Consider the following 23,915-nt stretch of genomic DNA (forward strand, 5'->3'; position numbering starts at 1 on the left):
CGGTATCCGACGTGTGCCACGGCGCCGACGCGGACACCGACCGGGAGTCCGCACCTCGCCGTGACTACGGCGCCACGGTCGCGGTCGGAGGTCGCCGGTCAGGATGCACGTGCTGCGCGGCGTACCCGGGTGGCGCGGCGCGCTCACCACAGTGCTTCGCGTAGGGCTGCGACGAGCCGGTCGACCTCGGCGGGTCCGCGGACCGCGAGCCGCAGGTGGTCCGGGCCGAGGCCGGGGAAGGTGTCGGCGCGGCGGACGGCGATGCCGCGGTCGGCGAGGCGTTTGCGCAGCAGGGCACCGTCCGGGACACGCAGCAGGAGGAAGGGGCCGGTGGCGGGGGTGTGCACATCGAGGCCGAGGGCGGTCAGGCGCTCGATCATGGCGGTGCGGTCGGTGGCGATGCGCGCGGCGTAGCGCCGGGACTCGGCGACGGCGGCGGGTTCGGCGGTCGCGGTGACGGCCTCGAGCTGGAGGGTGCCCAGCGGCCAGTGCGGACGGCCGTGGGCCAGCCGGGCGAGCACCTCGGGCGCGCCGAGGGCATAGCCACAGCGCAATCCGGCCAGCGCCCATGTCTTGGTGAGGCTGCGCAGCACGAGCACGTCCGGCGCGGCGATCCCGGCCAGGGATTCGGGTTCACCCACGCCGGCCACCGCGTCGGCGAAGGCTTCGTCGATGACGAGCAGGCGGCCGGGGCGGCGCAGGGCGTGGAGGGTGGCGGCGGGGTGCAGGATCGAGGTGGGGTTGGTGGGGTTGCCGACGACGACCAGGTCGGCCGCGTCGGGGACCAGGGCGGGGTCCAGGGTGTAGGGGCGTTCCAGGAGCACGCGGGTGACCGGGACGCCTGCCTCGCGCAGGGCCAGTTCGGGCTCGGTGAAGGACGGGTGGATCACGGCGGCCAGGCGCGGGCGCAGGCGCGGCAGCAGGGCGAAGCCCTCGGCGGCGCCCGCCAGCAGCAGCACCTCGTCGGGGGTGCGGGCGTGGCGGGTGGCCACGGCGGTGCGGGCGGTGCGGTCGTCGTCGGCGCCCGGGTAGCGGCCGAGGTCGGTGAGGCGGGCGGCGAGGCGCTCGCGCAACCAGGCCGGTGGGGCCAGGCCCTGGACGTTCACCGCGAAGTCGAGCATGCCCGGGCGCGCGTCGACGTCACCGTGGTGGCGCAGCATCGCGGGGTCGACCGAGTCCTCGAACACAACTGAACACCCTACGTGGCGGCGATCCGGCGGCACGGGCGACAATGGGTCGCGTGGGAGCGATTCACGTGACGTTTGTCTGTACCGGGAACATCTGTCGCTCGCCGATGGCCGCGAACATGTTCGCGGCCCATCTGTACCGGGCGGGTCTGGCCGATCGCGTGCGGGTCACCAGCGCGGGCACCGGCTCGTGGCATGTCGGCGATCCGGCCGACCCGCGGACCGAGGCGACCCTGCGCCGGGCCGGTTACGCCACCGAGCACATCGCGGCCACCTTCGGCGACGAGCACCGCGACGCCGACCTGATCGTGGCCCTCGACACCGGACACGACCGGGAACTGGCCCACCGCGGCGTCCCGAGCGAGCGCCGCAGGCTGCTGCGCAGCTTCGACCCCGACGCCGACGGCGCCGACGTGCCCGACCCCTACTACGGCGACCAGGCCGGATTCGACCTGGTCCGCGACCAGATCGAGGCCGCGGTCCCCGGCCTGCTCGACTGGGTGCGCGCCGCGCTCGACGCCCGCACGCCCGCGGACGCGCCGCACTGATGCGCCGCCTCACGTTCCTGCTGCGACCCAGCTGGCTCATTCTCGCGGTGATCGTGGCCGCGTTCGCCTACCTGTGCTTCACCGTGCTGGCGCCCTGGCAGCTGGGCAAGAACACCAGCACCGAGCATCGCAACCAGCTGATCGCCGATTCCGTCCAGGCCGACCCGCTGGCCGTGACGGAGGTGCTCGCCGGCGATCCGGACACCCACACCGAATGGCGCAAGGTGACCGCGACCGGCAGCTATGTGCCGGATTCGACGGTGCTGGTCCGGTTGCGCCACCTCGACGGCGCGCCCGGGTACGCGGTGCTGTCGGCGTTCCGGCTCGACGACGGCCGCACCGTCCTGATCGACCGCGGCCTGGTCGCCGCCGTGGACGGCACCCGTCCGCCCACGATCGCCGAACCGCCCGCCGGGCCGCAGCGGCTCGAGGCGCGGGTGCGCGCGTCGGAGGGTGTGGTCCCCGACAAGGCACCGAGCACGCAGGACGGCTATCGCCAGGTCTACACGGTCGACACCACCCAGGAATCGGCCGTCCTCGACATCGCGCTCACCCCCGTCCCCACCGGCACCGACAAGGGCGGCTACCTCCAGCTCGACGAGGGCCAGCCCGGCGCCTTCACCCCGTCCCCGCTCCCCCAGCTCGACGCGGGCCCCTACCTCTCCTACGGCCTGCAATGGCTGGCCTTCGGCATCATGGCCCCGCTCGGCCTCGGCTACTTCGTCTTCGCCGAGCTCCGCGCCCGCCGCCGCGAACGCGCCGAAACCCCCGCCACCCCGGACTCCGAGACCGCCACCGAGCCTGCCCCCGCGGAAACCACCACCGAGTCCCGCCTCGCCGACCGCTACGGCCGCAATCGCTGACCGGTGGCCCCGCCGCCTCCACCCACCGCCGGGGAAACTGGGGGCAGGCCCACCGCCGCAGGTTCCTCTAAGTTGATCGCGGACACCGGGGAAAGGAAGTCACCATGCGGAAATTCACGCGAACCACGTTTGTGGCGGTCGCGGCGGCGGGGCTCGTGATCGGCGCCTCCACGATGGCTGCCGCGGACACGGGCACCGGCTCGGCCGGCTACTTCGGCAACCCGGAGTGCCTGCTCAACGCGCTGCTGACCTACGGCACGATCAGCGCGGGCGACGCCATGCTGCCGGGGTGTGTTCCGATCTAGTTCCCGGGTGTCAGGAGCCCGAACCCCGTGGGAGCGCCGCGGTCAGCACCGCGACGGCCAGGGCTCCCCACTGCACCGCTTCGGACATCCGCACCGCCCGGCGCAGATCCGTCGTCGTCGGCGGGCGCCCGTCGCCCAAGGTCGGCCGGAGTTCGACTCCGTGCCGGTACCGGGTTCGGCCGCCCAGCTGCACACCGAGCGCACCGGCCATCGACGCCTCGACGACGCCCGCGTTCGGGCTCGGATGCTTGGCCGCGTCCCGGCGCCAGGCCCGCCACGCGGCCGTCGGCGTGCCACCCACCAGCGGCGCGAGCACCACGGTCAGCATGCCGGTGAGGCGGGCGGGGGCCAGGTTGGCGGCGTCGTCGACGCGGGCGGCGGCCCAGCCGAACTTGCGGTAGCGCTCGTTGCGGTAGCCGATCATCGCGTCGAGGGTGTTGACCGCGCGGTAGCCGAGCAGGCCGGGCACCCCGGCGAGAGCACCCCACAGCAGCGGGGCGACCGTCGCGTCGGAGGTGTTCTCGGCGATGGATTCCAGGGCGGCGCGGGCGAGACCGTCGGCGTCGAGCACGGACGGGTCGCGGCCGCACAGCGACGGGAGCAGTGCGCGGGCGGCGGTCAGGTCGTCGGCGTCGAGGGCGTCGGCCATCGCGTGACCGGCGCGCGCCAGGCTCCGGCCGCCCAGCGCGGTCCAGGTCGCCAGCGCCGTGGCCACCGTGCCGCCCCGCGCGGCCAGCGCCCCCACACAGACCACCGACCCCACCGCGACGACCTCGTGCACGATCCCGGCCCACCGGGCGTCGAGATAGGTGCGCTGCTCCAAAGCCACTGCCGCCGTGCCGAATCCGGCTACCGGATGCCAGCGGCGCGGATCGGCGAAGACCCGGTCGAGCGTGAATCCCAGCAGCAACCCGGCCGCCGTCGATGTCCCCTTCTGCACCGGGCGAGAGTAGCCCGAACGCGGGAATGTCACACCCGGCAGTGATGGTTCGTCCTCACTGTGACGGCACTCCTACACTCACCCACACCGGGCCTCACGACCGAACGGCGACCACGATGACCGACGCACCGCACCCCCTCGACCAGGCCGAACTGGCCCGCCGCTTCGAGGAGCACCGCCCCTACCTGCGCCGCCTCGCCTACAGCACGCTGGGCAGTCTCAGCGACGCCGAGGACGTGGTGCAGGACGCGTGGCTGCGCCTGCAACGCCATCACGAGGCGGGCCGGGCCGGGGAGATCGACAATCTGCGCGCCTGGCTCAGCACCGTCACCGGCAGGCTCGCGCTCGACCAGCTCGGCTCGGCCAGGGCCCGCCGCGAGCAGTACGTCGGCGAGTGGCTGCCCGAACCGGAGGTCACCACCTGGGAGGACCCCGCCGACCGGCTCTCCCAGGACGAGCGGGTCACCACCGCGCTGCTGGTGGTGCTGGAATCGCTGTCCCCCGCCGAGCGCACCGCCTTCGTGCTCCAGGACGTGTTCGGGATGACCGGTCCCGAGGTCGCCGAGGTCGTCGGCCGCACCCCGGCCGCGGTGCGTCAGCTCGCCTCGCGGGCCCGCAAGCACGTCGAGAACGGCACGCCACGCTTCCCCGCCTCCCCCGTCGAACAGGAACAGGTGGTCTCGGCCTTCGCGCTGGCCTGGCGCTCGGGCGACCTGAGCGCACTGCTGGGCGTGCTCGACGAGAAGGTCGTGCTCACCGCCGACGGCGGCGGCAAGGTGCCCGCCATCCGGCAGCCGGTGCGCGGCGCCGAACTCATCGCCAAGCTGCTGCTGGGCTGGTACCACGCGCCCTCGGCCACCGACGGCTGGGGCCGCGCGGTGCTGGTCAACGGACTGCCCGGGCTGGTCGTCTTCGACGGCAGCAATATCGGCGTGTTCTCCTTCGTCGTCGACCGGGGGCACATCGTGGCCATCAATGTCGTGCGCAATCCCGACAAGCTGCGCGACCTGCCGGTCGAGGGCGCCCCCGACTGGTATCTGGGCGGCGGACGCTGAGAGGCTCACGCCTCCAGCGAATACCCGTGGGCGGCGGCCACTTCGGCGGAGAGGAGCCGGCCGGCGTCGGCGGTGAGCCCGGCGGCCAGGCCGGGGTCGGCGGTGCAGGCGGCGCGCCAGCCCCGGTCGGCGATGCGGCGGGCGTAGGGCAGGGTGGCGTTGGTCAGGGCGACGGTGGAGGTGTGCGGGACCGCGCCGGGCATATTGGCCACGCAGTAGAACAGCGCGTTCGCCACCGGGAAGGTGGGGTCGGCGTGGGTGGTGGGGCGGGTGGAGGCGAAGCAGCCGCCCTGGTCGACGGCGATGTCGACGAGCACCGCGCCGGGCCGCATGCGCGCGACGAGGTCGTCGGAGACGAGTTTCGGCGCCTTGGCCCCCGGCACCAGCACCGAGCCGATCACCAGATCCGCGCCGGTCACGGCACGGTCGATCTCGAGCGCGTGCGAGGCGAGGGTGCCGACCCGACCGGCGAAGCGGGCATCGAGCACGCGCAGGCGAGCCAGGTCGGTGTCGAGCACGGTCACCCGCGCGCCCATGCCGACCGCGATGCTCGCCGCGTTCGTCCCGGCCACCCCGCCGCCGAGCACCACCACGTCGGCGGGCCGGACGCCGGGCACGCCGCCGAGCAGCACGCCCTCGCCACCCAGCGGCGCCATCAGGTGATAGGCGCCCACCTGGGTGGCGAGCTTGCCCGCCACCTCGCTCATCGGCGCGAGCAGCGGCAGCGAGCCGTCCGGTGCCCGCACTGTCTCGTAGGCGATGGCGGTGATGCCCGCGGCGAGGATCGCGTCGGTGCACTCCTTCGACGCCGCCAGATGCAGATAGGTGAACAGCACCTGCCCGCGCCGCAGCAGCGAATACTCCTGCGCGATGGGCTCTTTCACCTTCAGCACCAGATCGGCCTCACCCCAGACCCGCGCGGCGGTGTCCGCGATGCGCGCGCCGGCGGCCAGATAGTCGTCATCGGCGAAACCGGACCCGACGCCCGCCCCGGCCTGCACGAGCACCTCGTGCCCGTGCGACCGCAGCTCCGCCGCGCCTGCCGGGGTCAGCGCCACCCGGAACTCCTGCGGCTTGACCTCCCTCGGCACACCCACGATCCCGCCAGTTCGCGTCATCCGCCCAGCCTAGGACGGTGACGACGACGAACCGGCCCGACGATGGTGCGTGTCGGTCCGGCGCGGTGAGGTCGGCATGGCAGCCACATCTAGCCCGGGGCGGCACCGTGCCGACCGGAAGCAGGCAACACGGTCAAGCCGGGAGAGGTGGAGCGGGCGCGGTGGTGGTGTCCGCGGCGGGGGCCGTGGTCGACGGGGTGGCGGGTGAGGTGGTCACCGTGGAGGTCGGTGGTGGTGGGGTGGTGGTCGCCGGGGCCGGGGTGGTGGTGGCCGGGGGTGTGGTCACGCCGCATTCGTTGTGGCCGCAGGTGTCGGTGCCGCAGTCGGGGCCGGGGACGCAGTTGTGGCCCGGTGGGATCTGCGGGACGCCGCATTCGTTGTGGCCGCAGGTGTCCGTGCCGCAGTCCGGTCCCGGCACGCAGTTGTAGCCGGGTGGGATCTCGGAGGGGGCCTGCGCGTCCGGGGTGCCCGGCGCGGGCGGGGTCGCCGACGATGTCCCGGGTGCCGCGCCGCCCGGATCGGCCGGGGCGGGAGTGGAACTCGCCGCTGTCGTCGTGCGCGCGACCGACGTGGCCGAGACCGTGCTCGACACCGACCCGTCGTCGCCGTCCCCGCCCGACGAGCACCCGGCCAGCACCAGCATCGGCGCGAGCACGGCCAGCAGCAGCCGAGCTGCCCCGCGCCTGCCCTGTTCCCTGTTCAGCACTGCGAACCTCTTCTCACACAACGGATATCCCGCGCCGATCCACGTCGGCGCGGGAGCGGACAACGACGACCTCAGACCGAGAACAGCTCGCCCCGGACCGGGATGTAGAGCTGATGGGCGCGATCGGCGTAGGCGAAGGTGCGTTCGAGGTAGTCCAGCGACTCGCTGAAATGCGCCCAGCCCTCCGCGTGCACGGCCACGATCACGGCGTCACCCAGCGCGATGGCCGCCTGCACGGCCGTGCGGGCGTTGAGCGTCGCGTCGGTGTCACCCCACAGGCCCGCATTGGCGGCGCCGATATTGAGGACCGCCGCGTCGATCCGGCCGACCCGCTCGACGATCCGGCGCACCAGCTCCACCGACGCGTTGTCCCCGGAGACGTAGACCGTGGGCTCCCCCGCCGCCCGCAGCACGAACCCGGTGACCACCCCGGTATCCGGTTCACACCCTTCCGGCCCGTGGAGCGCGGGCACCGCCGTCACCTCCACGGCGCCGACCGGCACCGTCTCCCAGGGCTCGAGCCCGCGCACGCCCTCGATCCGGCTCGCCGCGTCCGGCGTCGACAGCACGGTCTCGATCCGCGGCAGCAGCGCGCGGCCCGCCGTGTCGAGGTTGTCGGCGTGCTGATCGTGCGACAGCAGCACCACATCGATCACGCCGAGATCCTCGGGCGGCACCGCGGGACCGCTGAGCTTGCGCAGGGTGACCGGGCCGGGATACACGCCCGGCTCATCGAAGGTGGGGTCGGTGAGCCAGGTCAGTCCGGCGTAGCGGAAGCGCAGAGTCGGGCCGCCGATGTGCAGGGCGGCCGCGAGGGCGGGGCGGGTGAGCATCTCGGTCATGCGATCAACTCTGGCCGACACCGCCCACACCGGACAGCGGCCTGCAGGCCATCCATCGCTAAGATCGGGCCATGTACAAGGTCGCGGTCGTCGCCTTCGACGGGATCAGCCCGTTCCACCTCGCGGTACCCACCCTGGTCCTGGGCCGCCGCGGCACCGGGATCGACGACCCCGACTGGCCCTACGACGTCCACGTCTGCGCCGAACACCCCGGAACCCTCACCACCGCCGCCGGATTCGACATCACCGTGCGCGACGGCCTGGACACCGTGGCCACCGCCGACCTGGTGGTCTTCCCCGGCTGGCAGCTCGACCTCGATCCCTCACCGGCCCTGCTCGACGCCGTACGCACCGCGTACGCGGGCGGCGCCCGGCTGGTCGGGCTGTGCCTGGGCGCGTGGGCCATCGCGGCCACCGGCCTGGCCGACGGGCGCGAGCTCAGCACGCACTGGGCCACCGCCGAGGCCATGGCCGCGGCCTTCCCCGCGGTCCGCGTGCGCGCCGACACCCTCTGGACCGACCTCGGCGACGTGATCACCTCCGCGGGCGTCGCGGCCTCGCTGGACTGCTGCCTGCACATCGTGCGCGGCGATCTCGGCGCCCGCGCCGCCACCGACCTGGCCCGCACGCTGGTCACCGCCCCGCACCGCAGCGGCTCACAGGCCCAGTTCATCCCGGTCGCGGTGCCCGACGCGGCCACCGACGACCCGATCGAGTGCGCGATGGTCTGGGCGCGCGGCAATCTCGACACCGTGGTCGACCTGGACAGCTGGGCGCGCCGGGCGCACATGTCGCGGCGCACCTTCACCCGGCGCTTCCGGGAACGCACCGGCACCAGCCCGCAGCAGTGGCTGCTGCAACAGCGCATCGATCACGCCCGGCTGCTGCTGGAATCCACCGACGACACCGTCGACCGGATCGCCACCGACACCGGATTCGGCAGCGCGGTGAGCCTGCGCCACCATTTCCACCGCACGCTCGGCACCAGCCCGGCCGCCCATCGGGCCCAATTCCGGGGCGTCATACTGTCCTCATGATCATCAAGGTGAGCGGATTCACGCCGGAAATCGACGACACTGCCTGGGTCGCACCGAACGCGACCGTGATCGGCCGGGTGAACCTGGCCGCCGAGGTGGGCGTCTGGTACTCGGCGGTGCTGCGCGGCGACCTCGAGCAGATCAGCATCGGCGCGCGCACCAATATCCAGGACGGCTGCGTGCTGCACGCCGACCCCGGTTTCCCGCTCACCGTCGGCACCGGAGTCTCGGTGGGGCACAACGCGATTCTGCACGGCTGCACCATCGGTGACGACGTGCTCGTCGGCATGGGCGCCACCGTGCTCAACGGCGCGGTGATCGGCGCGGGCAGCCTGATCGCGGCCAACGCCCTGATTCCCGAGGGCGCCCAGATCCCGCCCGGTTCGCTCGTGGCGGGCGTGCCGGGCAAGGTGCGCCGGGAGCTGAACGAGGCCCAGCAGGACGGGATCAAGCTCAACGCGGCGGTGTACCTGCACAATCTCGCCACCCACCGCGACGCCGAGATCTTGTGACACGCCACACTGATCAAGCGACCAGTAGGGATACCTGATAGCATTTTCCCTGCGTATCGTGCCCGGCCACCAGGTTCCGCGGCCGGGCCGGTAACGCGAGGCAGGAGGTATCACGGTGGCATACAGGCACTCCGGTGTGCACCGAGCGGGGGGACCGCTCAGCGTGGCCGATATCGCGGCCCAGCCCGGCGGGATCGAGGCACTACGGTGCCGCGTCCACGAACTACGTTCCCGCGGCGTGCACTTCGCCGCCAACGCGATCGAACAGGAGATGGTCGCCCTGGATCTGTCCCCCCGGGGATAATGGGGCGATGCCTACCGTTTCGTCCATCCTCGCGCGGATACTGGAGAAGCCCGGGTCCGACGGTGAGAAGCTGCTCGACAGCGCGCTGTCGGCGTTCCTGGATTTCGGGATCAAACGCACGAGTATGGGCGAGATCGCGCGGCGCGCGGGGATCAGTCCGGCCACCCTGTACCGGCGCTTCGAATCCAAGAACGAGCTGGTCGAGGCGGTCGGCGTGCGGGAGGCCCAGCGCTATGTGGCCGAGATCGACGAGCGGGTCCGGGCCGTCACCGAACCCGACGACCAGCTCGTCGAGATCTTCGTCGCGTTCGTGGGCACCATCGCGGGCAACGAGCTGCTGCGACGGCTGCTGGGCACCGAACCGGAGATGATCCTGCCCCGGCTCACCACCGACGCCGGGCCCATCCTCGCGGTCGGGCGCGCCTATCTCGCGGAGAAGCTGCGCGAGCTCCAGGCCGACATGCCCGAGCTGACCTTCGACCCCGACCTGGTCGCCGAGGTGCTCGCCCGCCTGGCACTCTCGCTGGCCCTCACCCCCGACGGGCTCATCCCCCTGGACGACGCCGCCGCGGGTCGCGAGTTCGCCCGGCGCACCCTGCTCCCGATGGTCGGCATCCGCACCGCTCACTGAACCGGCACGCCGAACGCGGCGGCCACCGCCTCATCGATGCCCGCGGCGCCGACCCCCTCGTCGAGCACCGCGCGCACCCGGCGCACGATCTCCCGCGCCGCGGGCCCGCCCGGGTCCGGCAGCGGCAGCCGCGCCACGTACTGGGTGATCCAGCGGCGCCTGCCCGAATACAGCCGGTTGCCGCAGACCGCGTCGTAGAAGCGCAGCCCCAGCGCCGAATTCGCCACGCCCATCAGCAGATACGCCAGATCGGTGGCTCGGTCGTCGTCGCCGAGATCGGTCAGCGAGATCCAGTAGCAGTCGCCGTTGACCACCGCGCCGGAGCGGTCCAGCGCGAAACGGGGCCGCTCGCTGATATCCGGGAACACCAGCTTGGGCGCGCCCCACAGATGCGGGCGCTGCGGCACCCAGATCTCGAACCACTGGCGGCCACCGTCGAGCACATAGCGCCGCCCGGCCAGCGCCTGCTCGTGGGAGCGCAGATACTGTGCGGCGTCCGGGAATTCGGCCAGGTCGATCGGTGTGCGGCGGGGCTGGGCCAGATCGTAGGGGTAGAGCACGCGGGTGCCGCGATCCCGTGCGATCCGCCAGGGTTGCAGATCGTGATGAGTGATCAACTGCCGCAACAGTTCCGGCTCCGGCATGGGCTCCTTCTGCTCCCAGCGATCGGAGATGAACACCCGGTCGGCGGTCGTCTTGATTCCCACCCGGATGCGCGCGGTGTCCCCGAACGAGCGCCAGGTGCGATTCCCGATCCGGGCCAGCCACCGGTCCAGATCCGGACGCGACATCCGCCAGGCGTCCTCGCTCTGTGCGTGCCGATCGTCCGCGCGGTCCCGCCGCACGGGCTTCAAGCGCGCGACCGCCTTCCCGCTTCCGCCGCCGACCGCCCGAGCCCCCGGTTCGATCGCGGCCGTGCGTGCAGTGTCGCCGCCGACCGCACGGGCCCCCGATTCGGTTGCGGCGGCCATGCGCGCACTCGCCCCATCGACCCCGGCGATCGTCGCGGACTCGGTGACGCTGCGCCCTATCGGTGCGCCGGTCGCGAGGACGCCGACCTCGACCGCGAACACCCGCCCACCGGCGCCGACCAGGCAGCCGTCGTCGCCGGCCAGCGCGTCGAACAGCTCGGTGCCGCCCTCGGCTTCGGCGCCGACCTGCTCGTAGACCGAGACATACCGGCACGGTCCCGGCCGGGTGTCGCGGGTGGCGACGGTGATCGCCGGGAGCACCGCGGCGGTGAACAGCTTGGTGTCGCCGAGGTCGTAGAGCTCGACCGGGGTCAGTTCGGCGGTGAGGATGCGGCGCAGGTTGGCGCCCGCCCTGGTGGTGAGAAACCGGTTGGCGCACAGCAATCCGAGTACCCCGGCGGGAGCGAGCAGCCGCGGCGCGACCGCCACGAACGGGTGGGTGAGGTCGATCCGGCCGCGCAGGCCGAACTGTTTGCTCAGCAGGCGGGCGGTCGCGCCGCCGAGCTGCTGGGTGCGCACGTACGGCGGATTGCTGATGATCAGGTCGAACGAGCCTATGGGCAGGTGTGGTGCGGCGGCGAGGAAGTCGCCGGGGCGGCAGTCGATCTCGACGCCCTCGTCCGCGGCGCGGCGCGCGGTCCGGCGCAAGGCCGGGTGATCCAGGTCGTAGCCCGTCAGCCGCACCTGCACCTCGGGCGCGCTCACCGCCAGCTCGCGCCGCACGGCCAGCAGCAGTTCCCCGTCGCCGCAGGCCGGGTCGAGCACCCGCAGTTCCGCGCCGGGCGGGCGATGCCGCAGAGCCCGGCGCGCCAGGAACCGCGCGAGGTCCGGCGGCGTGTAGTGCCTGCCGTGCCGCTTGCGCTCCTGAGCGGCACGGGCCTGCGAAGCCATGGGTCGATTGTGCGCGACGGTGCCGGAAAAAGCCCGCGTCACCAGCCCGAACGGCATTTCGTCCGGCAAACGGTGGGCTGTGCCACCGGTTTCGGGGCTGGAGGCCGCCCCGCACGATCGGTAACGTCTGTCCGGTTTCACCCTGGATCGTCGAAGTCGAGGACAATGCCGAGATTCCGCCCGCTGACCATCGCGCTCGCCGCCGCCGCGATCGCCGTCGCGCCCACCGCGATCCCCGCGCACGCCGACCCGGGACAGTACGCGCCGACCATGCTGATCCTCGACGCCTCCGGCTCCATGCAACGCCCGGATCAGGGCGGCACCATGATGGATTCGGCGAAACGGGCGGTGCGCGGTTTCGTCGAATCGGCGCCGGCGGAGTCGTCGGTCGGCCTCACCGCCTACGGCACCGGCACCTCGAACGCCGAGACGGACAAGGCCGCCGGTTGCCGCGACGTGCAGGTGCTGCACCCACCGACCGCCCTCGACAAATCCGGCCTGACCAGCGCCGTCGACGGCATCCAAGCCCGCGGCTGGACCCCGATGGGCACCGCGCTGCGCCAAGCCGCCGACGCGCTGCCGGACGCGGGTCCGCGCTCGATCGTGCTGGTCTCCGACGGTGACGACACCTGCGCGCCACCGGACCCGTGCGAGGTCGCCGCGGAGCTGAAGCGGCAGGGGGTGGATCTGGTCGTGCACTCGATCGGTTTCGCCGTCGACGACAAGGCCCGCGCCCAGCTCACCTGCATGGCCCAGGCCACCGGCGGCACCTACACCGACGCCGCCGACGGCGCCGCGCTCGAACGCGTCCTGCCCCGGGTGAGCGCGGCCGCCCTGCGCAACTACGAGGCCACCGGCACCCCGATCACCGGCACCGCCAGCTTTGCCACCGCGCCGGTCGCCGAGCCCGGCCAGTACCTCGACACCATCGGCCGGCAGGAGAAGCGCTTCTACGCGGTCGACGTGCCCGCGGGCGCCACCGCCTACTTCACCGGCATCGTCTCCTTCCCCCGTGCGCCCGAGGTCTCCATCACCGAGGACCTCGCCGCCCTGGAACTGCGCGTCTACGGCCGCAACGGCACCTCCTGCAATATTCGCGAACGCGAACTGGAGACCAGGGCCGGTGACGGAGTGGCGCTCACGGTCGCCAACACCTTCGAGGGCGCGGCCGAGGACGGCTCGGGCGACTGCGTGGGCGCGGGCCGCTACTACTACGAACTGAACTGGGACCTCGCGCCGACCGGTGCGCCCGCCCGGCTGCCGGTGGAGCTGCTGGTCGGCATCGAACCGGGTGTCACCGACGCGGGCCCGCCCGCCGACACCCGCGCCACACCGTTCACCGCTCCCGGCGGCGAGCCGCGCCCCGTCAGCGGTGGTGGCGCCTTCACCGTGGCGGCCGAACTCGACGGCAGCGGCAGCTACACCGACACGGTGCGGCCGGGCGAGTACGTCTTCTACAAGGTGCGCCTGGACTGGGGCCAGGGCCTGGCCTACCGGGTCCACTTCGCCGAGACCGGCGGCGCGGGCCGTACCTCGGCCGCCAATGTGGAGACCGCGCTGTACTCGCCGCTGGGCCGCGAGATCGAGTCCGACACCAATGCCTACACCGGACGTTCCACCACCGACCTGGAGGTGGCCTCGATCCCCGTCCGCTACGCCAACCGGGACGCGAACGACGCCACGGTGCGGCAGCAGTCGGTGGCGGGGTGGCACTACCTCGCGGTCAAGGTCGGGCTGCCCCTGGGTGCCGACGCCATGCCGCCGACGCCGGTGCGGCTCGACCTGACCGTCGCGGGCACACCGGAGCCGGGACCGGTCTACGTGGCCGGGAGCGCGGACGTCCTCGGTGAGCAGACCCCGCCCGCGTCGGTGAGCGGCGCCCCCGCCACCGCCCGGCCGTGGACGGCCTATGCCCTCGGCGCGGCCGGTGTCGTGCTGCTGGCCGGGTTGGGCCTCGCCGTCTGGATCGTGCGCCGACGCGCCTGAATTCGTCGATTTCGCCCGTCGGCACCGGAATTCGCGGTGCCGACGGGGTTCCGCGTGCGCGACCCGGGTGCTACTTTGGTCTCGAAAAGAGACCAGTTCTGCACCGAGGGGGCCGCACGATGGCGCCGACCGACTCCGATTTCGCCACCCTGCGACGGCTGGCCGACGACCGCTGGACCTGCCGCCAGTTCCTGCCCGAGCCGGTCGAGCGGGCCACGATCGAGCGCCTGCTCGGACTCGCCCAGCGCACCCCCTCGTGGTGCAACACCCAGCCGTGGCAGGTCGTGGTGACCGAAGGCGAGGGCACCGAACGCTTCCGCAAGGAACTGCTCACCAACATTCAGAGCCACGGCACCGCACCCGATTTCGAGTTCCCCGCCGAGTACGCCGGGGTCTACAAGGAACGCAGGCGGGCCTGTGGGTTCCAGCTCTACGATTCGCTCGGCATCGTCAAGGGCGACCACGAGAAGACGATGCGCCAGATGGTGCGCAACTTCGAGTTCTTCGACGCCCCGCACGTCGCGATCGTCACCTCCGAGGCCGATCTCGGTGTGTACGGCGCGATCGATTGCGGGCTGTGGCTGGAGAACTTCCTGCTCGGCGCCCAGGCGCTGGGTCTGGGTGCCGCACCTCAGGCGGCGCTGGCCTCGTATTCGCCGTTCCTGCACGAGTATTTCGGCATCCCCGAGCACCGCAAGGTGGTCTTCGGTGTCTCCTTCGGCCACCCCGATCCCGACCATCCCGTCAACGGTTTCCGCACCGCCCGCGCGCCACTGGACGACCAGGTCACCTGGCACACCGCCTGAACTCCCGGCTCAGGAGCGGGTGAGCCCCGGCCCCGGTTCGGGGACGATGTCGCGGGCGGTGAGCTCGGCCGCGCAGACATCGCAGGTCAGATGCACATGCGCCTCCCCCGCACAGTCACGATGCCGGTACTCCACCGGCGGCCCGTCCGGTGCCGTGTACACGTCACCCCACTCCCGGATCGCCATCAGAATCGGATAGATGGCATGCCCCTTCTCGGTCAGCCGGTACTCCTCGTACGCCCCACCCGCCACCGGCCCCTTCACCAGAATCCCGTGCTCGATCAACCGATCCAGCCGATCCCCCAACCGGCTCCGCGAAATCCCCAACGCCCCCTGCAACCCATTGAACCGCCGCACCCCCGCGAAGCAATACTTCAGGATCAGCAACGTCCACCGATCCCCGAAGATCACCAACCCCCGCGTGATCGAACACGGAACCTCCGCCAACTCCTCATAGCGCACCCCCCGATTATGCCCAGGAAACGGGTTCGGGCCCCGGAGGTCGTCCGGGGCCCGAAGGTGGTGCGGTGCTGTCAGGTCACAGCGGGATGTTCTTGTGGTGGCTCTTGCGGGCCGGGGCGGAGGCCAGGGCCGCGGCGATGATGCTGCGGGTCTTGGCCGGGTCGATGACCTGATCGACCACGCCGATGGCGACGGCGCGCTCGACGCCGCCCGCGATCTTCTCGTGCTCGGCGGTGAGGCGTTCGTGCAGGGCCTCGCGCTCGTCCTCGGGCGCGGCGGCCAGTGCCTTCTTGTGCAGGATACCGACCGCGGCCTTGGCGCCCATGACGGCCACCTCGGAACCGGGCCAGGCGTACACCGCGGTCGCACCCAGCGAGCGGGCGTTCATCGCGATGTAGGCGCCGCCGTAGATCTTGCGGGTCACCAGGGTGACGCGCGGGACGCGGGCCTCGGCGAAGGCGTGCAGCAGCTTGGCACCGCGGCGGACCACGCCCTCGAGCTCCTGACCGACACCCGGCAGGTACCCGGGCACATCGGTGACCACGATCAGCGGGATGCCGAACGCGTCGCACAGGCGCACGAAACGCGAGGCCTTCTCGGCGCTCTCGGAGTTGAGGCAGCCACCCAGGCGCAGCGGGTTGTTGGCCAGTACGCCGACGGTGCGGCCACCGAGCCGGCCCAGACCGACGACCATGCTGCGCGCGTAACCGCCCTGCAGCTCCTCGAACGAGGACTCACCGTCGACGTTGTCGAGCAGCTCGTGGATGATCGGCTTCACGTCGTAGGCGCGCTTGGCCGACTCGGGCAGCATGGCCTTGAGGTCGACGTCGCCGTGCTCGGCCGCGACCAGGTCGAACTCGCCCTGCTCGGCGAACATCGACACCAGGCGGCGGGCCCGGTGCATGGCATCGGCCTCGTCGTCGGCGGCGATGTGGCACACGCCGGACTTCTTGTAGTGCGTAGTGGGACCGCCCAGGGTCTCCATGTCGACGTTCTCGCCGGTCACCGAACGGACCACGTCCGGACCGGTGACGAAGACGCGGCCCTCGGGCGCCATGATGACGACGTCGGTCAGGGCCGGGCCGTAGGCGGCGCCGCCGGCGGCGAAGCCGAGCACCACCGAGATCTGCGGGACGAGACCGGACGCGCGGACCATGGCCTCGAAGACCAGGCCGACCGCGTGCAGGGCCTCGACACCCTCGGCCAGGCGGGCGCCACCGGAGTGCCACAGGCCCACGACCGGGATGCCGGAATCGATGGCGGTGTCGATCGCGTCGACGATGTGCTTGCAGCCGTCGACGCCCATCGCGCCACCCATGACGGTGGCGTCGGAGCAGTAGGCCACGGTGCGCACACCGTCGACCTCGCCGATCGCGGCCAGGACACCGGACTTGTCCCGCGGGTGCAGCGGTAGGACGGTGCCGGGGTCGAAGAATCGCTGGAGCCGACCGAGCGGGTCACGCGGATCGGTCGTCGTGTCTTGAAACGCGGGAGCAATGATGGTCATCGCGTTTACTCCTACCTTCGTGTGAGATTCTGGCCGCTGCGGCGGCTGCGTGTGGCGAACCGCCGGTGGGGGTCGAACCATTCAGTTGGCGCGACCCCCACCGGGGATCGTGATGCAGTCGATCGGTGCGGCTAGGCCCGACCGAAGGCGAGCGCGACGTTGTGCCCACCGAAGCCGAAGGAATTGTTGATCGCGTACTCGATCTCCTGGTGGCGGGCCTGCCCGTGCACCACATCGAGGTCGATCTCCGGGTCCTGGTTTTCCAGGTTCAGCGTCGGCGGGACAATGCCGTCCCGGATCGCGAGCACGGTGAGTACCGACTCGAGCGCGCCGACGGCGCCGATCGAGTGACCCAGTGCCGACTTCGGCGCGTAGACCGAAGCGTGGTTGCCCACGGCCTTGGTGATCGCGTTGGCCTCGGCGGTGTCGCCGATGGGGGTCGCGGTCGCGTGGGCGTTGATGTGGGTGATGTCGCGCTTGGTCAGACCGGCGGTCTGCATCGCGCGGGTCATCGCCCGGGCCGCACCGGTGCCCTCGGGATCGGGAGCGACCAGGTGGAAGCCGTCGGAGGTGATGCCGGCACCCAGCAGACGCGCGTGGATGGTGGCACCGCGAGCCTTGGCATGCTCTTCGGTCTCGATGACCATGAGCGCACCGGCCTCGCCGAAGACGAAGCCGTCACGATCCTTGTCGAACGGACGCGAGGCGCCCTTCGGATCGTCGTTGCGGGTGCTCATCGCGCGCATCATGGAGAACGCCGCGATCGGCACCGAGTCGATGAAGCCCTCGACACCGCCGGTGACGACGATGTCGGCGTCACCCATCACGATCATCCGCCACGCGTTGGCGATGGCCTCCGAACCCGACGAGCACGCCGAGACCGGAGTGACCACTCCCGCCCTGGCCTTCAGCTCGAGACCGACGACGGCCGACGGACCGTTCGGCATGACCATCTGAACAGCCAGTGGCGAGATCTTGCGGTAGCCACCGTTCTTCAGCTTGTCGACCGAGTCGATCAGCGCGTCGCCGCCACCGAGGCCGGTGCCGATCGCGACGCCCAGGCGGTCGGGGTCGACCTCCGGGCTGCCCGCGTTCTTCCACACCTCGCGACCGAGGACGGTCGCCAGGCGCTCGACATACGCCATGCGGCGGATCTCGACCCGGCTCAGCAGGGTGTCGGGGCTGACTTTCAGGTGACCGCCGATGCGCACCGGCAGGTCGTATTCCTCGATGAAGGAATCCTCGAGAACGTCGATTCCGCTCTCACCGTTGAGGAGTCCCTTCCACGTCGCATCGACATCACCCGCGATCGACGTGGTCGCCGCCATGCTGGTGACGACGACGTTGGGGAAATTCCCGTTCAAGGTGGAAGGAGTGGTCACAGTGTCGGCCCTACTCGGCGTCGAACTTGGCCTTGAGCTCCGCGGCGGCGTCGGAGTTCTCCGCCTCGAGCTTCTGGATGTAGGCAACGGCGTCGCCCACGGTCTTCAGGCTGGCCAGATCCTCGTCGGGGATCTTGACGCCGTACTTGTCCTCGGTCTGCACAGCGATCTCGACCATGGACAGCGAGTCGATGTCCAGGTCGTCGACGAAGGACTTCTCGATGGTCACCTCGGAGGGTTCGATACCCGTCACCTCTTCGATGATCTTGCCGAGTTCTTCGACGATCTGTTCCTGGGTCAGAGCGGCCACTTTGGTGGCTCCCTTCTTGTTCTCATTGATAGGGGTCGTGGACGGTCGGCACTTCGTCGTGCGTGACCGCCGGGGGGAAAGCTAGCCGGAGGTGGTCAGTTCGACCAACGCGGGGAGGTCTTCCGGAGTCTTCAGGGCCAGATTGGGCGTGCCCTTCAGCTCCCGCTTGGCAATACCGACGAGGGTGCCCGCCGGTGGCAGTTCGGCCACGGCCGAGACACCGGCGGCGCGGACGGTCTCGGTGCACAGGTCCCAGCGCACGGGGCGGGTGACCTGCGCGGCGAGCTTGTCGATCGCGTCGGCGCCCGAGGTGACGGGCTTGCCGTCGAAGTTCGACAGCAGGGTGCGCGCCGGGTCGTGCGGCGTGATCTGGGCGATGGCCTCGGCGACAGCTTCCTGCGCCGGGGCCATGAAGGCGGTGTGGAACGCACCGGCGACGGGCAATGCGCGGACCCGTGCCTTCTCCGGCGGGTTCGCGGCGAGCTCCGCCAGAGCGTCCATCCGGCCCGCTGCGACGATCTGGCCGACCGCGTTGCGGTTGGCCGGGACGAGATCGAGTTCGGCGAGCCGGGCGAGCACGGCGGCTTCGTCGCCACCGAGCACCGCGGACATGCCGGTCGGTTCCAGCGCACACGCCTTGGCCATCTCCCGGCCGCGGATGGCGGCGAGAGAGACCGCCTCGTCGGCGGTGATGACGCCGGCGACAGCGGCTGCGGCGAATTCGCCGACCGAGTGTCCGGCGACGATGGTATCCGCCGGCAGCGTTTCCGGGGCGATTTCGGCGAACGCGAGCAGCGCGGCCGCGACGACGAGCGGCTGGGTGACCGCCGTGTCGACGATCTCCTCCGCGGTCGCGGTGGTGCCGAGACGAACCAGGTCGAGGCCGGCGGCCTTCGACCACAGCTCGAGACGGTCGGTCGCACCGGGAAGGGCGAGCCAAGGCGCGAGCATGCCGGGAGTCTGGGACCCCTGTCCAGGGGTGAACAACGCGATCACTCCCTAAGAAAACACTGTGACCCCCGCCGCACGAGATGTCGGCGCGAATGAAGCTTTCCGATGGGTTTTGTAGGGGTTCCACAAAATCCGAGGTGGGCTGTCCTGATCGACCGATTCCCCGATCGCGTTACAGGGGCTCTTGACCCACTGGGGCAGGCGGGGTTTCTGTGACGGGGGGTGACGATTCGTTATGCGTTCGTGTCAAACGGCCCACTGTGGCCGCGATTCGGAGCACATAAGCGTCACGCGGATTCATCGGATCCCGTCCCGTGATCTCGCCGATTCGTTTGAGTCGGTACCGAACGGTATTTGGATGGACGTACAGCTGACGCGCGCACGTTTCTACTGCTCCACCACAATCCAGGTAGGCGTCGAGTGTGTCGGACAACGAAGATCCGGCCGAGGCCAACGGGACGACAAGATACTCGTTCAGCGCCTCCACCGCAGCTCTATCGCCCAGCAGGGCGCGTTCGGGCAGCAATTCCGAGGCGTGAACGGGCCTTGGCGCGCCCCGCCAGCCCACCACGGCCTCCATGCCCGCCAAGGCCTCGATCGCGCTGGCGTGCGCGGCGCCCAGGGTGCGCATGGTCGGCCCGATCACCACGGGCCCGTCGGAGAAGACATCGATGAGCAGATCGGTGAGGAACGCCGAGCCGATGCCCGCGTCACCGAGGTGCCCGCTGACCACCATCACCAGCCGCGCCCCCTGCACCACTGCCAGCGCGGCCCGGCCGTGTCTGCTCGCGATGGTGTGCACCGCGCCTACCGTGGACACCCCTTGATCCGGCGGGGGTGTACCGACCAGCACGGTGGCGGGCGCGGTGGCGTCCCAGTTCAACGTGGCGGCCCGGGAGAGCATGTCCGGGCCGGTGTCCCCGCGGACCACCGCGTCGACCACCAGGGCCTCCAGGCGGGTGTCCCACGCGCCTCGCGATTCGGCGGCACTGGCGTACACCGAGGCGGCCGCGAAGCCGAGCTCACGCCCGTAGCGCAGCACCGCCTCGGTGAGCGCCACGAGCTGCCGGTCGTTGCGGGCCAGCGCGGGCAGCCACTGCTCGAAGAAGTCCATGGCCACCCGCACCATGTCCACGGTCTGGCGCAGCGTGAGCCGCCGCGCCAGATCCTGCGGGATCACCTGGAACGCGTCCAGGCTGAAGCGGATATCGGAGTCGGGGTCCTGCAACCACTCCAGGAAGTTCACCACCGCGGTCTGCACCAGCATCTGCACGCCCGCACGCTGCGCGGCGTCGAGATCGGCGAAGAAGGGCAGCCGGTCCTGCATCGACCCCACCGCCTCGGTGGACAGCCGTCCCGAGAACTGTTTGACCCGCTTGAGCAGCGTGTCGGGCAGCGGATCACGGGTCTGCCGGTTCGGGGACAGTGCCCCGGTCGGCAGATAGACCTCGTGCTCGCTGGTTCCCTCGGTGATCCGGCGGGGCCGCGGCGGTTTACGCTCCACAGTCCAATAGTCCGCTACGCGAGTTCCTCGCCCGCGTCCGCACTCGGCTTCGGCGCGGCGGCCACGTCGTGGATGCGGTATTTCTCGGCCGCCTCCACCGCCTTGGCCTTGTCGAACGTGCCGTCCTTCACCAGGCCCTCCAGCACCGCGACCACGATCGACTCGGCGTCGACCTTGAACACGCGCCGCGCGGCGGGCCGGGTGTCGGAGAAGCCGAACCCGTCGGTGCCCAGGGTGGTGTAGTCACCGGGCACCCACTGGCGGATCTGGTCGGCGACCGCACGCATCCAGTCCGTCGCGGCCACCACCGGTCCCCGCGCCGGGGCCAGCGCCTCGGTGACGTACGGGACGCCCGGCTCCTGGTCCGGCCGCTCGAGCGCGGCGATCTCCTTGTCCAGCGCCTCGCGGCGCAGTTCGCCGAAGGAGGTCACCGACCACACGTCCGCGGCCACACCCCACTGCTCGGCCAGGATCTCCTGGGCCCGCAACCCGTCGGGCACGGTGACACCGGAGACCAGGATCTGCGCGCGCACCTCGCCCTCACCACCGGCCTGGTACAGGTACAGGCCCTTGAGCAACCCGGCCACATCCAGCCCCTCCGGCTCGGCCGGCTGCTGGTAGGGCTCGTTGTAGAGGGTGATGTAGTAGAAGATGTCCTCGCCGCCGAAGGTGCCGGTGGGCTGGGGATGCGCGCCCGGCAGCTTGCTCGGCGCCGCCGTGCCGCCCCCGTACATCCGGCGCAGCCCGTCGCGCACGATGTGCGCGATCTCGAAGGAGAACGCCGGGTCGTAGGTGACCACCGCCGGGTTGGTCGAGGCCAGCAGCAGCGACTGCCCGTCGTTGTGCTGCAGGCCCTCACCGGTGAGCGTGGTGCGCCCCGCCGTGGCCCCGAGGACGAACCCGCGCGCCAGCTGATCGGCCGCGGCCCAGAAGCTGTCGCCGGTGCGCTGGAAACCGAACATCGAATAGAAGATGTAGAGCGGGATCATCGGCTCGCCGTGGGTGGCGTAGGAGGTGGCCGCCGCGGTGAACGACGCGGTGGACCCGGCCTCGTTGATGCCCTCGTGCATGATCTGGCCGACGGTGCTCTCCTTGTAGGCGAGCATCAGTTCCGCGTCGACCGAGGTGTAGAGCTGGCCGTTGCGGTTGTAGATCTTCAGCGTCGGGAACCACGAGTCCATGCCGAAGGTGCGGGCCTCGTCCGGGATGATCGGCACGATCCGCTTGCCGATCTCCTTGTCGCGCAGCAGCTCCTTCATCAGCCGCACCAGCGCCATCGTGGTGGCGACCTTCTGCTTGCCCGAGCCCTTGCGCACCGAGCGGTAGGCCTCGTCACCGGGCAGCGTCAGCGGCTTGGCGGGCGAGCGCCGCTCCGGCACGAAACCGCCCAGCGCCTGGCGGCGGGCCAGCATGTACTGGATGGCCGGATTGTCCATGCCGGGGTGGTAGTACGGCGGCAGATACGGGTCCTTCTCCAGCTCCGCGTCGGTGATCGGGATGCGCTGCAGATCGCGGAAGTCCTTGAGGTCCTGCAGCGCCAGCTTCTTCATCTGGTGGGTGGCGTTGCGGCCCTCGAAATGCTTGCCCAGGGTGTAGCCCTTGATGGTCTTGGCCAGGATCACCGTCGGCTGGCCCTTGTGCGCCATCGCCGCCGCGTAGGCCGCGTAGACCTTGCGGTAGTCGTGCCCGCCGCGCTTGAGATTCCAGATCTCGTTGTCGGACATGTGCTGCACCAGCGCCTTGGTGCGCGGGTCGCGGCCGAAGAAGTGATCGCGCACGTAGGCGCCGTCGTTGGCCTTGTAGGTCTGGTAGTCGCCGTCGGGGGTGGTATTCATCAGGTTCACCAGCGCGCCGTCGCGGTCGGCGCCCAGCAGCGCGTCCCACTCGCGGCCCCAGACCACCTTGATGACGTTCCAGCCCGCGCCCCGGAAGAACGACTCCAGCTCCTGGATGATCTTGCCGTTGCCGCGCACCGGCCCGTCCAGGCGCTGCAGGTTGCAGTTGATGACGAAGGTCAGGTTGTCCAGGGCCTCGTTGGCGGCCACCTGGATCAGCCCGCGCGATTCCGGCTCGTCCATCTCGCCGTCGCCCAGGAAGGCCCACACGTGCTGGTCGGAGGTGTCCTTGATGCCGCGATCGTGCAGGTAGTGGTTGAACCGGGCCTGGTAGATGGCGTTCATCGGGCCCAGCCCCATCGAGACCGTGGGGAATTCCCAGAAGTCGGTCATCAGGCGCGGATGCGGGTAGGACGGCAGGCCCTTGCCCAGTCCGCCGTGGCTGTACTCCTGGCGGAAGCCGTCGAGCCGGTCGGCACCGAGCCTGCCCTCCAGGAACGCGCGGGCGTAGATACCGGGCGAGGCGTGGCCCTGGATGAAGACGCTGTCGCCGCCGCCGGGATGGTCCTTGCCGCGGAAGAAGTGGTTGAAGCCCACCTCGTAGAGCGCCGCCGAGGACGCGTAGGTCGAGATGTGCCCGCCCACACCGATGCCGGGGCGCTGCGCGCGGTGCACCATGATCGCGGCGTTCCACCGGATCCAGGCGCGGTAGCGGCGCTCGACCTCCTCGTCGCCGGGGAACCAGGGTTCGTTCTCGGTGGGGATGGTGTTGACGTAGTCGGTGGAGGTGAGGGCCGGGATCGAGACGCGGCGTTCGCCCGCGCGCTCGAGCAGGCGCAACATCAGATAGCGGGCGCGGCCCGGGCCTTCCCGGTCGAGCATGTCGTCGAAGGATTCCAGCCATTCACTGGTCTCCTCCGGGTCGATGTCGGGAAGATACGACGCCACACCCTCGCGGATCACCCGAACGCGCTCGCCGGTGGTTCCGGTGGTGGGTCCGGCGTCGGACGGGGGCGGCTCCTGCGCGGAATTCGCTGAGACAGGGTGGATCAGGTCGGTCAAATCTGCTCCTCGTACAGGGGGCTGAACTGCTTGTTGGCGTCGCTATCCCCGGGCCTGCCCGCTTGGTGTGCGGGCCACCCGTCACGAAAGTTTCGGGCGCCCCACCATCCTTACCGAAAAGGTGGCACAGGTCATCCTCTCCCGCGGGTACTGCCGGGTATTCCGCCGACGACCGCATGTCGGTGATCAACTAAGTTCAG

Annotated in this window: 23 protein-coding genes; 10 read left to right on the top strand and 13 right to left on the bottom strand. The window is 70.9% G+C overall.

Features of this window, described 5'->3' with window-relative positions; translation table 11 throughout:
* Positions 1–143: 143 nt before the first annotated feature.
* Positions 144–1,187 (bottom strand): Rv2231c family pyridoxal phosphate-dependent protein CobC, encoded by a 1,044-nt coding sequence (gene cobC, locus ACWEMY_RS12830; RefSeq protein ID WP_452390155.1) that lies wholly within the window; start codon positions 1,185–1,187, stop codon positions 144–146.
* A gap of 44 nt (positions 1,188–1,231) precedes the next feature.
* Between cobC and ACWEMY_RS12835 the strand changes: the two genes are divergently transcribed.
* From ACWEMY_RS12835 to ACWEMY_RS12845, 3 genes are all read left to right on the top strand, one after another.
* Positions 1,232–1,735: a low molecular weight protein-tyrosine-phosphatase gene (locus ACWEMY_RS12835; protein WP_375935945.1), complete on the top strand. Its 504-nt coding sequence runs from the start codon at positions 1,232–1,234 to the stop codon at positions 1,733–1,735.
* Complete coding sequence (locus tag ACWEMY_RS12840) at positions 1,735–2,598, top strand: SURF1 family cytochrome oxidase biogenesis protein (protein ID WP_452390156.1); 864 nt, start codon at positions 1,735–1,737, stop codon at positions 2,596–2,598. The genes ACWEMY_RS12835 and ACWEMY_RS12840 overlap by 1 nt, the downstream gene beginning before the upstream one ends.
* Before the next feature lie 104 nt (positions 2,599–2,702).
* Positions 2,703–2,903 carry a hypothetical protein gene (locus ACWEMY_RS12845; protein ID WP_452390157.1) on the top strand — a complete coding sequence of 67 codons (201 nt, stop codon included), beginning with the start codon at positions 2,703–2,705 and terminating at the stop codon, positions 2,901–2,903.
* Positions 2,904–2,913: 10 nt separating this feature from the next.
* Here ACWEMY_RS12845 and ACWEMY_RS12850 read toward each other — a convergent pair whose 3' ends face one another.
* A complete protein-coding gene (locus ACWEMY_RS12850) occupies positions 2,914–3,843 on the bottom strand; it encodes a cobalamin biosynthesis protein (RefSeq protein ID WP_452390158.1) in 930 nt (309 codons plus the stop codon).
* A gap of 116 nt (positions 3,844–3,959) precedes the next feature.
* On the opposite strand from ACWEMY_RS12850, the gene sigJ reads away from it, so the two are divergent.
* Complete coding sequence (gene sigJ / locus ACWEMY_RS12855) at positions 3,960–4,898, top strand: RNA polymerase sigma factor SigJ (protein ID WP_375935954.1); 939 nt, start codon at positions 3,960–3,962, stop codon at positions 4,896–4,898.
* A gap of 5 nt (positions 4,899–4,903) precedes the next feature.
* Here the strand turns inward: sigJ and ald are convergent, their stop codons facing one another.
* The 3 genes from ald to ACWEMY_RS12870 form a co-directional block, all read right to left on the bottom strand.
* Complete coding sequence (gene ald, locus ACWEMY_RS12860; RefSeq protein WP_452390159.1) at positions 4,904–6,016, bottom strand: alanine dehydrogenase; 1,113 nt, start codon at positions 6,014–6,016, stop codon at positions 4,904–4,906.
* Positions 6,017–6,149: 133 nt separating this feature from the next.
* Complete coding sequence (locus ACWEMY_RS12865; protein ID WP_452390160.1) at positions 6,150–6,722, bottom strand: hypothetical protein; 573 nt, start codon at positions 6,720–6,722, stop codon at positions 6,150–6,152.
* Positions 6,723–6,793: 71 nt separating this feature from the next.
* Complete coding sequence (locus ACWEMY_RS12870; RefSeq protein WP_375935963.1) at positions 6,794–7,564, bottom strand: MBL fold metallo-hydrolase; 771 nt, start codon at positions 7,562–7,564, stop codon at positions 6,794–6,796.
* A 71-nt stretch (positions 7,565–7,635) separates the two neighbouring features.
* Between ACWEMY_RS12870 and ACWEMY_RS12875 the strand changes: the two genes are divergently transcribed.
* The 4 genes from ACWEMY_RS12875 to ACWEMY_RS12890 all read left to right on the top strand — a co-directional run bounded on the left by ACWEMY_RS12875 (position 7,636) and on the right by ACWEMY_RS12890 (position 10,048).
* A complete protein-coding gene (locus ACWEMY_RS12875; protein ID WP_452390161.1) occupies positions 7,636–8,601 on the top strand; it encodes a GlxA family transcriptional regulator in 966 nt (321 codons plus the stop codon).
* Complete coding sequence (locus tag ACWEMY_RS12880; RefSeq protein ID WP_375935969.1) at positions 8,598–9,113, top strand: gamma carbonic anhydrase family protein; 516 nt, start codon at positions 8,598–8,600, stop codon at positions 9,111–9,113. The genes ACWEMY_RS12875 and ACWEMY_RS12880 overlap by 4 nt, the downstream gene beginning before the upstream one ends.
* 115 nt (positions 9,114–9,228) lie before the next feature.
* Positions 9,229–9,417, top strand: coding sequence for a hypothetical protein (locus tag ACWEMY_RS12885; RefSeq protein WP_375935972.1), 189 nt, complete (start codon positions 9,229–9,231; stop codon positions 9,415–9,417).
* Between the two features lie 7 nt (positions 9,418–9,424).
* A complete protein-coding gene (locus tag ACWEMY_RS12890) occupies positions 9,425–10,048 on the top strand; it encodes a TetR/AcrR family transcriptional regulator (protein WP_375935975.1) in 624 nt (207 codons plus the stop codon).
* On the opposite strand, the gene ACWEMY_RS12895 is transcribed toward ACWEMY_RS12890, so the two are convergent.
* Positions 10,042–11,910, bottom strand: coding sequence for an Eco57I restriction-modification methylase domain-containing protein (locus ACWEMY_RS12895; RefSeq protein ID WP_452390162.1), 1,869 nt, complete (start codon positions 11,908–11,910; stop codon positions 10,042–10,044). The two genes, ACWEMY_RS12890 and ACWEMY_RS12895, sit on opposite strands and share 7 nt — an antisense overlap.
* 165 nt (positions 11,911–12,075) lie before the next feature.
* Here ACWEMY_RS12895 and ACWEMY_RS12900 point away from each other — a divergent pair, with 165 nt between their 5' ends.
* Together ACWEMY_RS12900 and ACWEMY_RS12905 are read left to right on the top strand one after the other, a co-directional pair.
* Positions 12,076–13,896 (top strand): vWA domain-containing protein, encoded by a 1,821-nt coding sequence (locus ACWEMY_RS12900; RefSeq protein ID WP_452390163.1) that lies wholly within the window; start codon positions 12,076–12,078, stop codon positions 13,894–13,896.
* Positions 13,897–14,015: 119 nt separating this feature from the next.
* Positions 14,016–14,702, top strand: coding sequence for a nitroreductase (locus ACWEMY_RS12905; RefSeq protein ID WP_452390164.1), 687 nt, complete (start codon positions 14,016–14,018; stop codon positions 14,700–14,702).
* 9 nt (positions 14,703–14,711) lie between these two features.
* Here the strand turns inward: ACWEMY_RS12905 and ACWEMY_RS12910 are convergent, their stop codons facing one another.
* The 7 genes from ACWEMY_RS12910 to aceE form a co-directional block, all read right to left on the bottom strand.
* Positions 14,712–15,164 carry a winged helix-turn-helix transcriptional regulator gene (locus tag ACWEMY_RS12910; RefSeq protein WP_375935988.1) on the bottom strand — a complete coding sequence of 151 codons (453 nt, stop codon included), beginning with the start codon at positions 15,162–15,164 and terminating at the stop codon, positions 14,712–14,714.
* A 76-nt stretch (positions 15,165–15,240) separates the two neighbouring features.
* Positions 15,241–16,671, bottom strand: coding sequence for an acyl-CoA carboxylase subunit beta (locus ACWEMY_RS12915; RefSeq protein ID WP_375935990.1), 1,431 nt, complete (start codon positions 16,669–16,671; stop codon positions 15,241–15,243).
* A gap of 131 nt (positions 16,672–16,802) precedes the next feature.
* A complete protein-coding gene (locus ACWEMY_RS12920) occupies positions 16,803–18,053 on the bottom strand; it encodes a KasA/KasB family beta-ketoacyl-ACP synthase (protein WP_452390165.1) in 1,251 nt (416 codons plus the stop codon).
* 10 nt (positions 18,054–18,063) lie between these two features.
* On the bottom strand, positions 18,064–18,363 hold the full coding sequence (acpM, locus tag ACWEMY_RS12925) for a meromycolate extension acyl carrier protein AcpM (RefSeq protein WP_043649469.1): 300 nt from the start codon (positions 18,361–18,363) through the stop codon (positions 18,064–18,066).
* 81 nt (positions 18,364–18,444) lie between these two features.
* A complete protein-coding gene (locus ACWEMY_RS12930) occupies positions 18,445–19,359 on the bottom strand; it encodes an ACP S-malonyltransferase (protein WP_452390166.1) in 915 nt (304 codons plus the stop codon).
* A gap of 127 nt (positions 19,360–19,486) precedes the next feature.
* On the bottom strand, positions 19,487–20,788 hold the full coding sequence (locus ACWEMY_RS12935; RefSeq protein ID WP_452390211.1) for a PucR family transcriptional regulator: 1,302 nt from the start codon (positions 20,786–20,788) through the stop codon (positions 19,487–19,489).
* Positions 20,789–20,832: 44 nt separating this feature from the next.
* Entirely contained in the window at positions 20,833–23,715 is a 2,883-nt protein-coding gene (gene aceE / locus ACWEMY_RS12940; RefSeq protein ID WP_452390167.1) for a pyruvate dehydrogenase (acetyl-transferring), homodimeric type, read from the bottom strand.
* Positions 23,716–23,915: the final 200 nt, after the last annotated feature.

The sequence above is a fragment of the Nocardia sp. NPDC004415 genome (assembly GCF_053602435.1).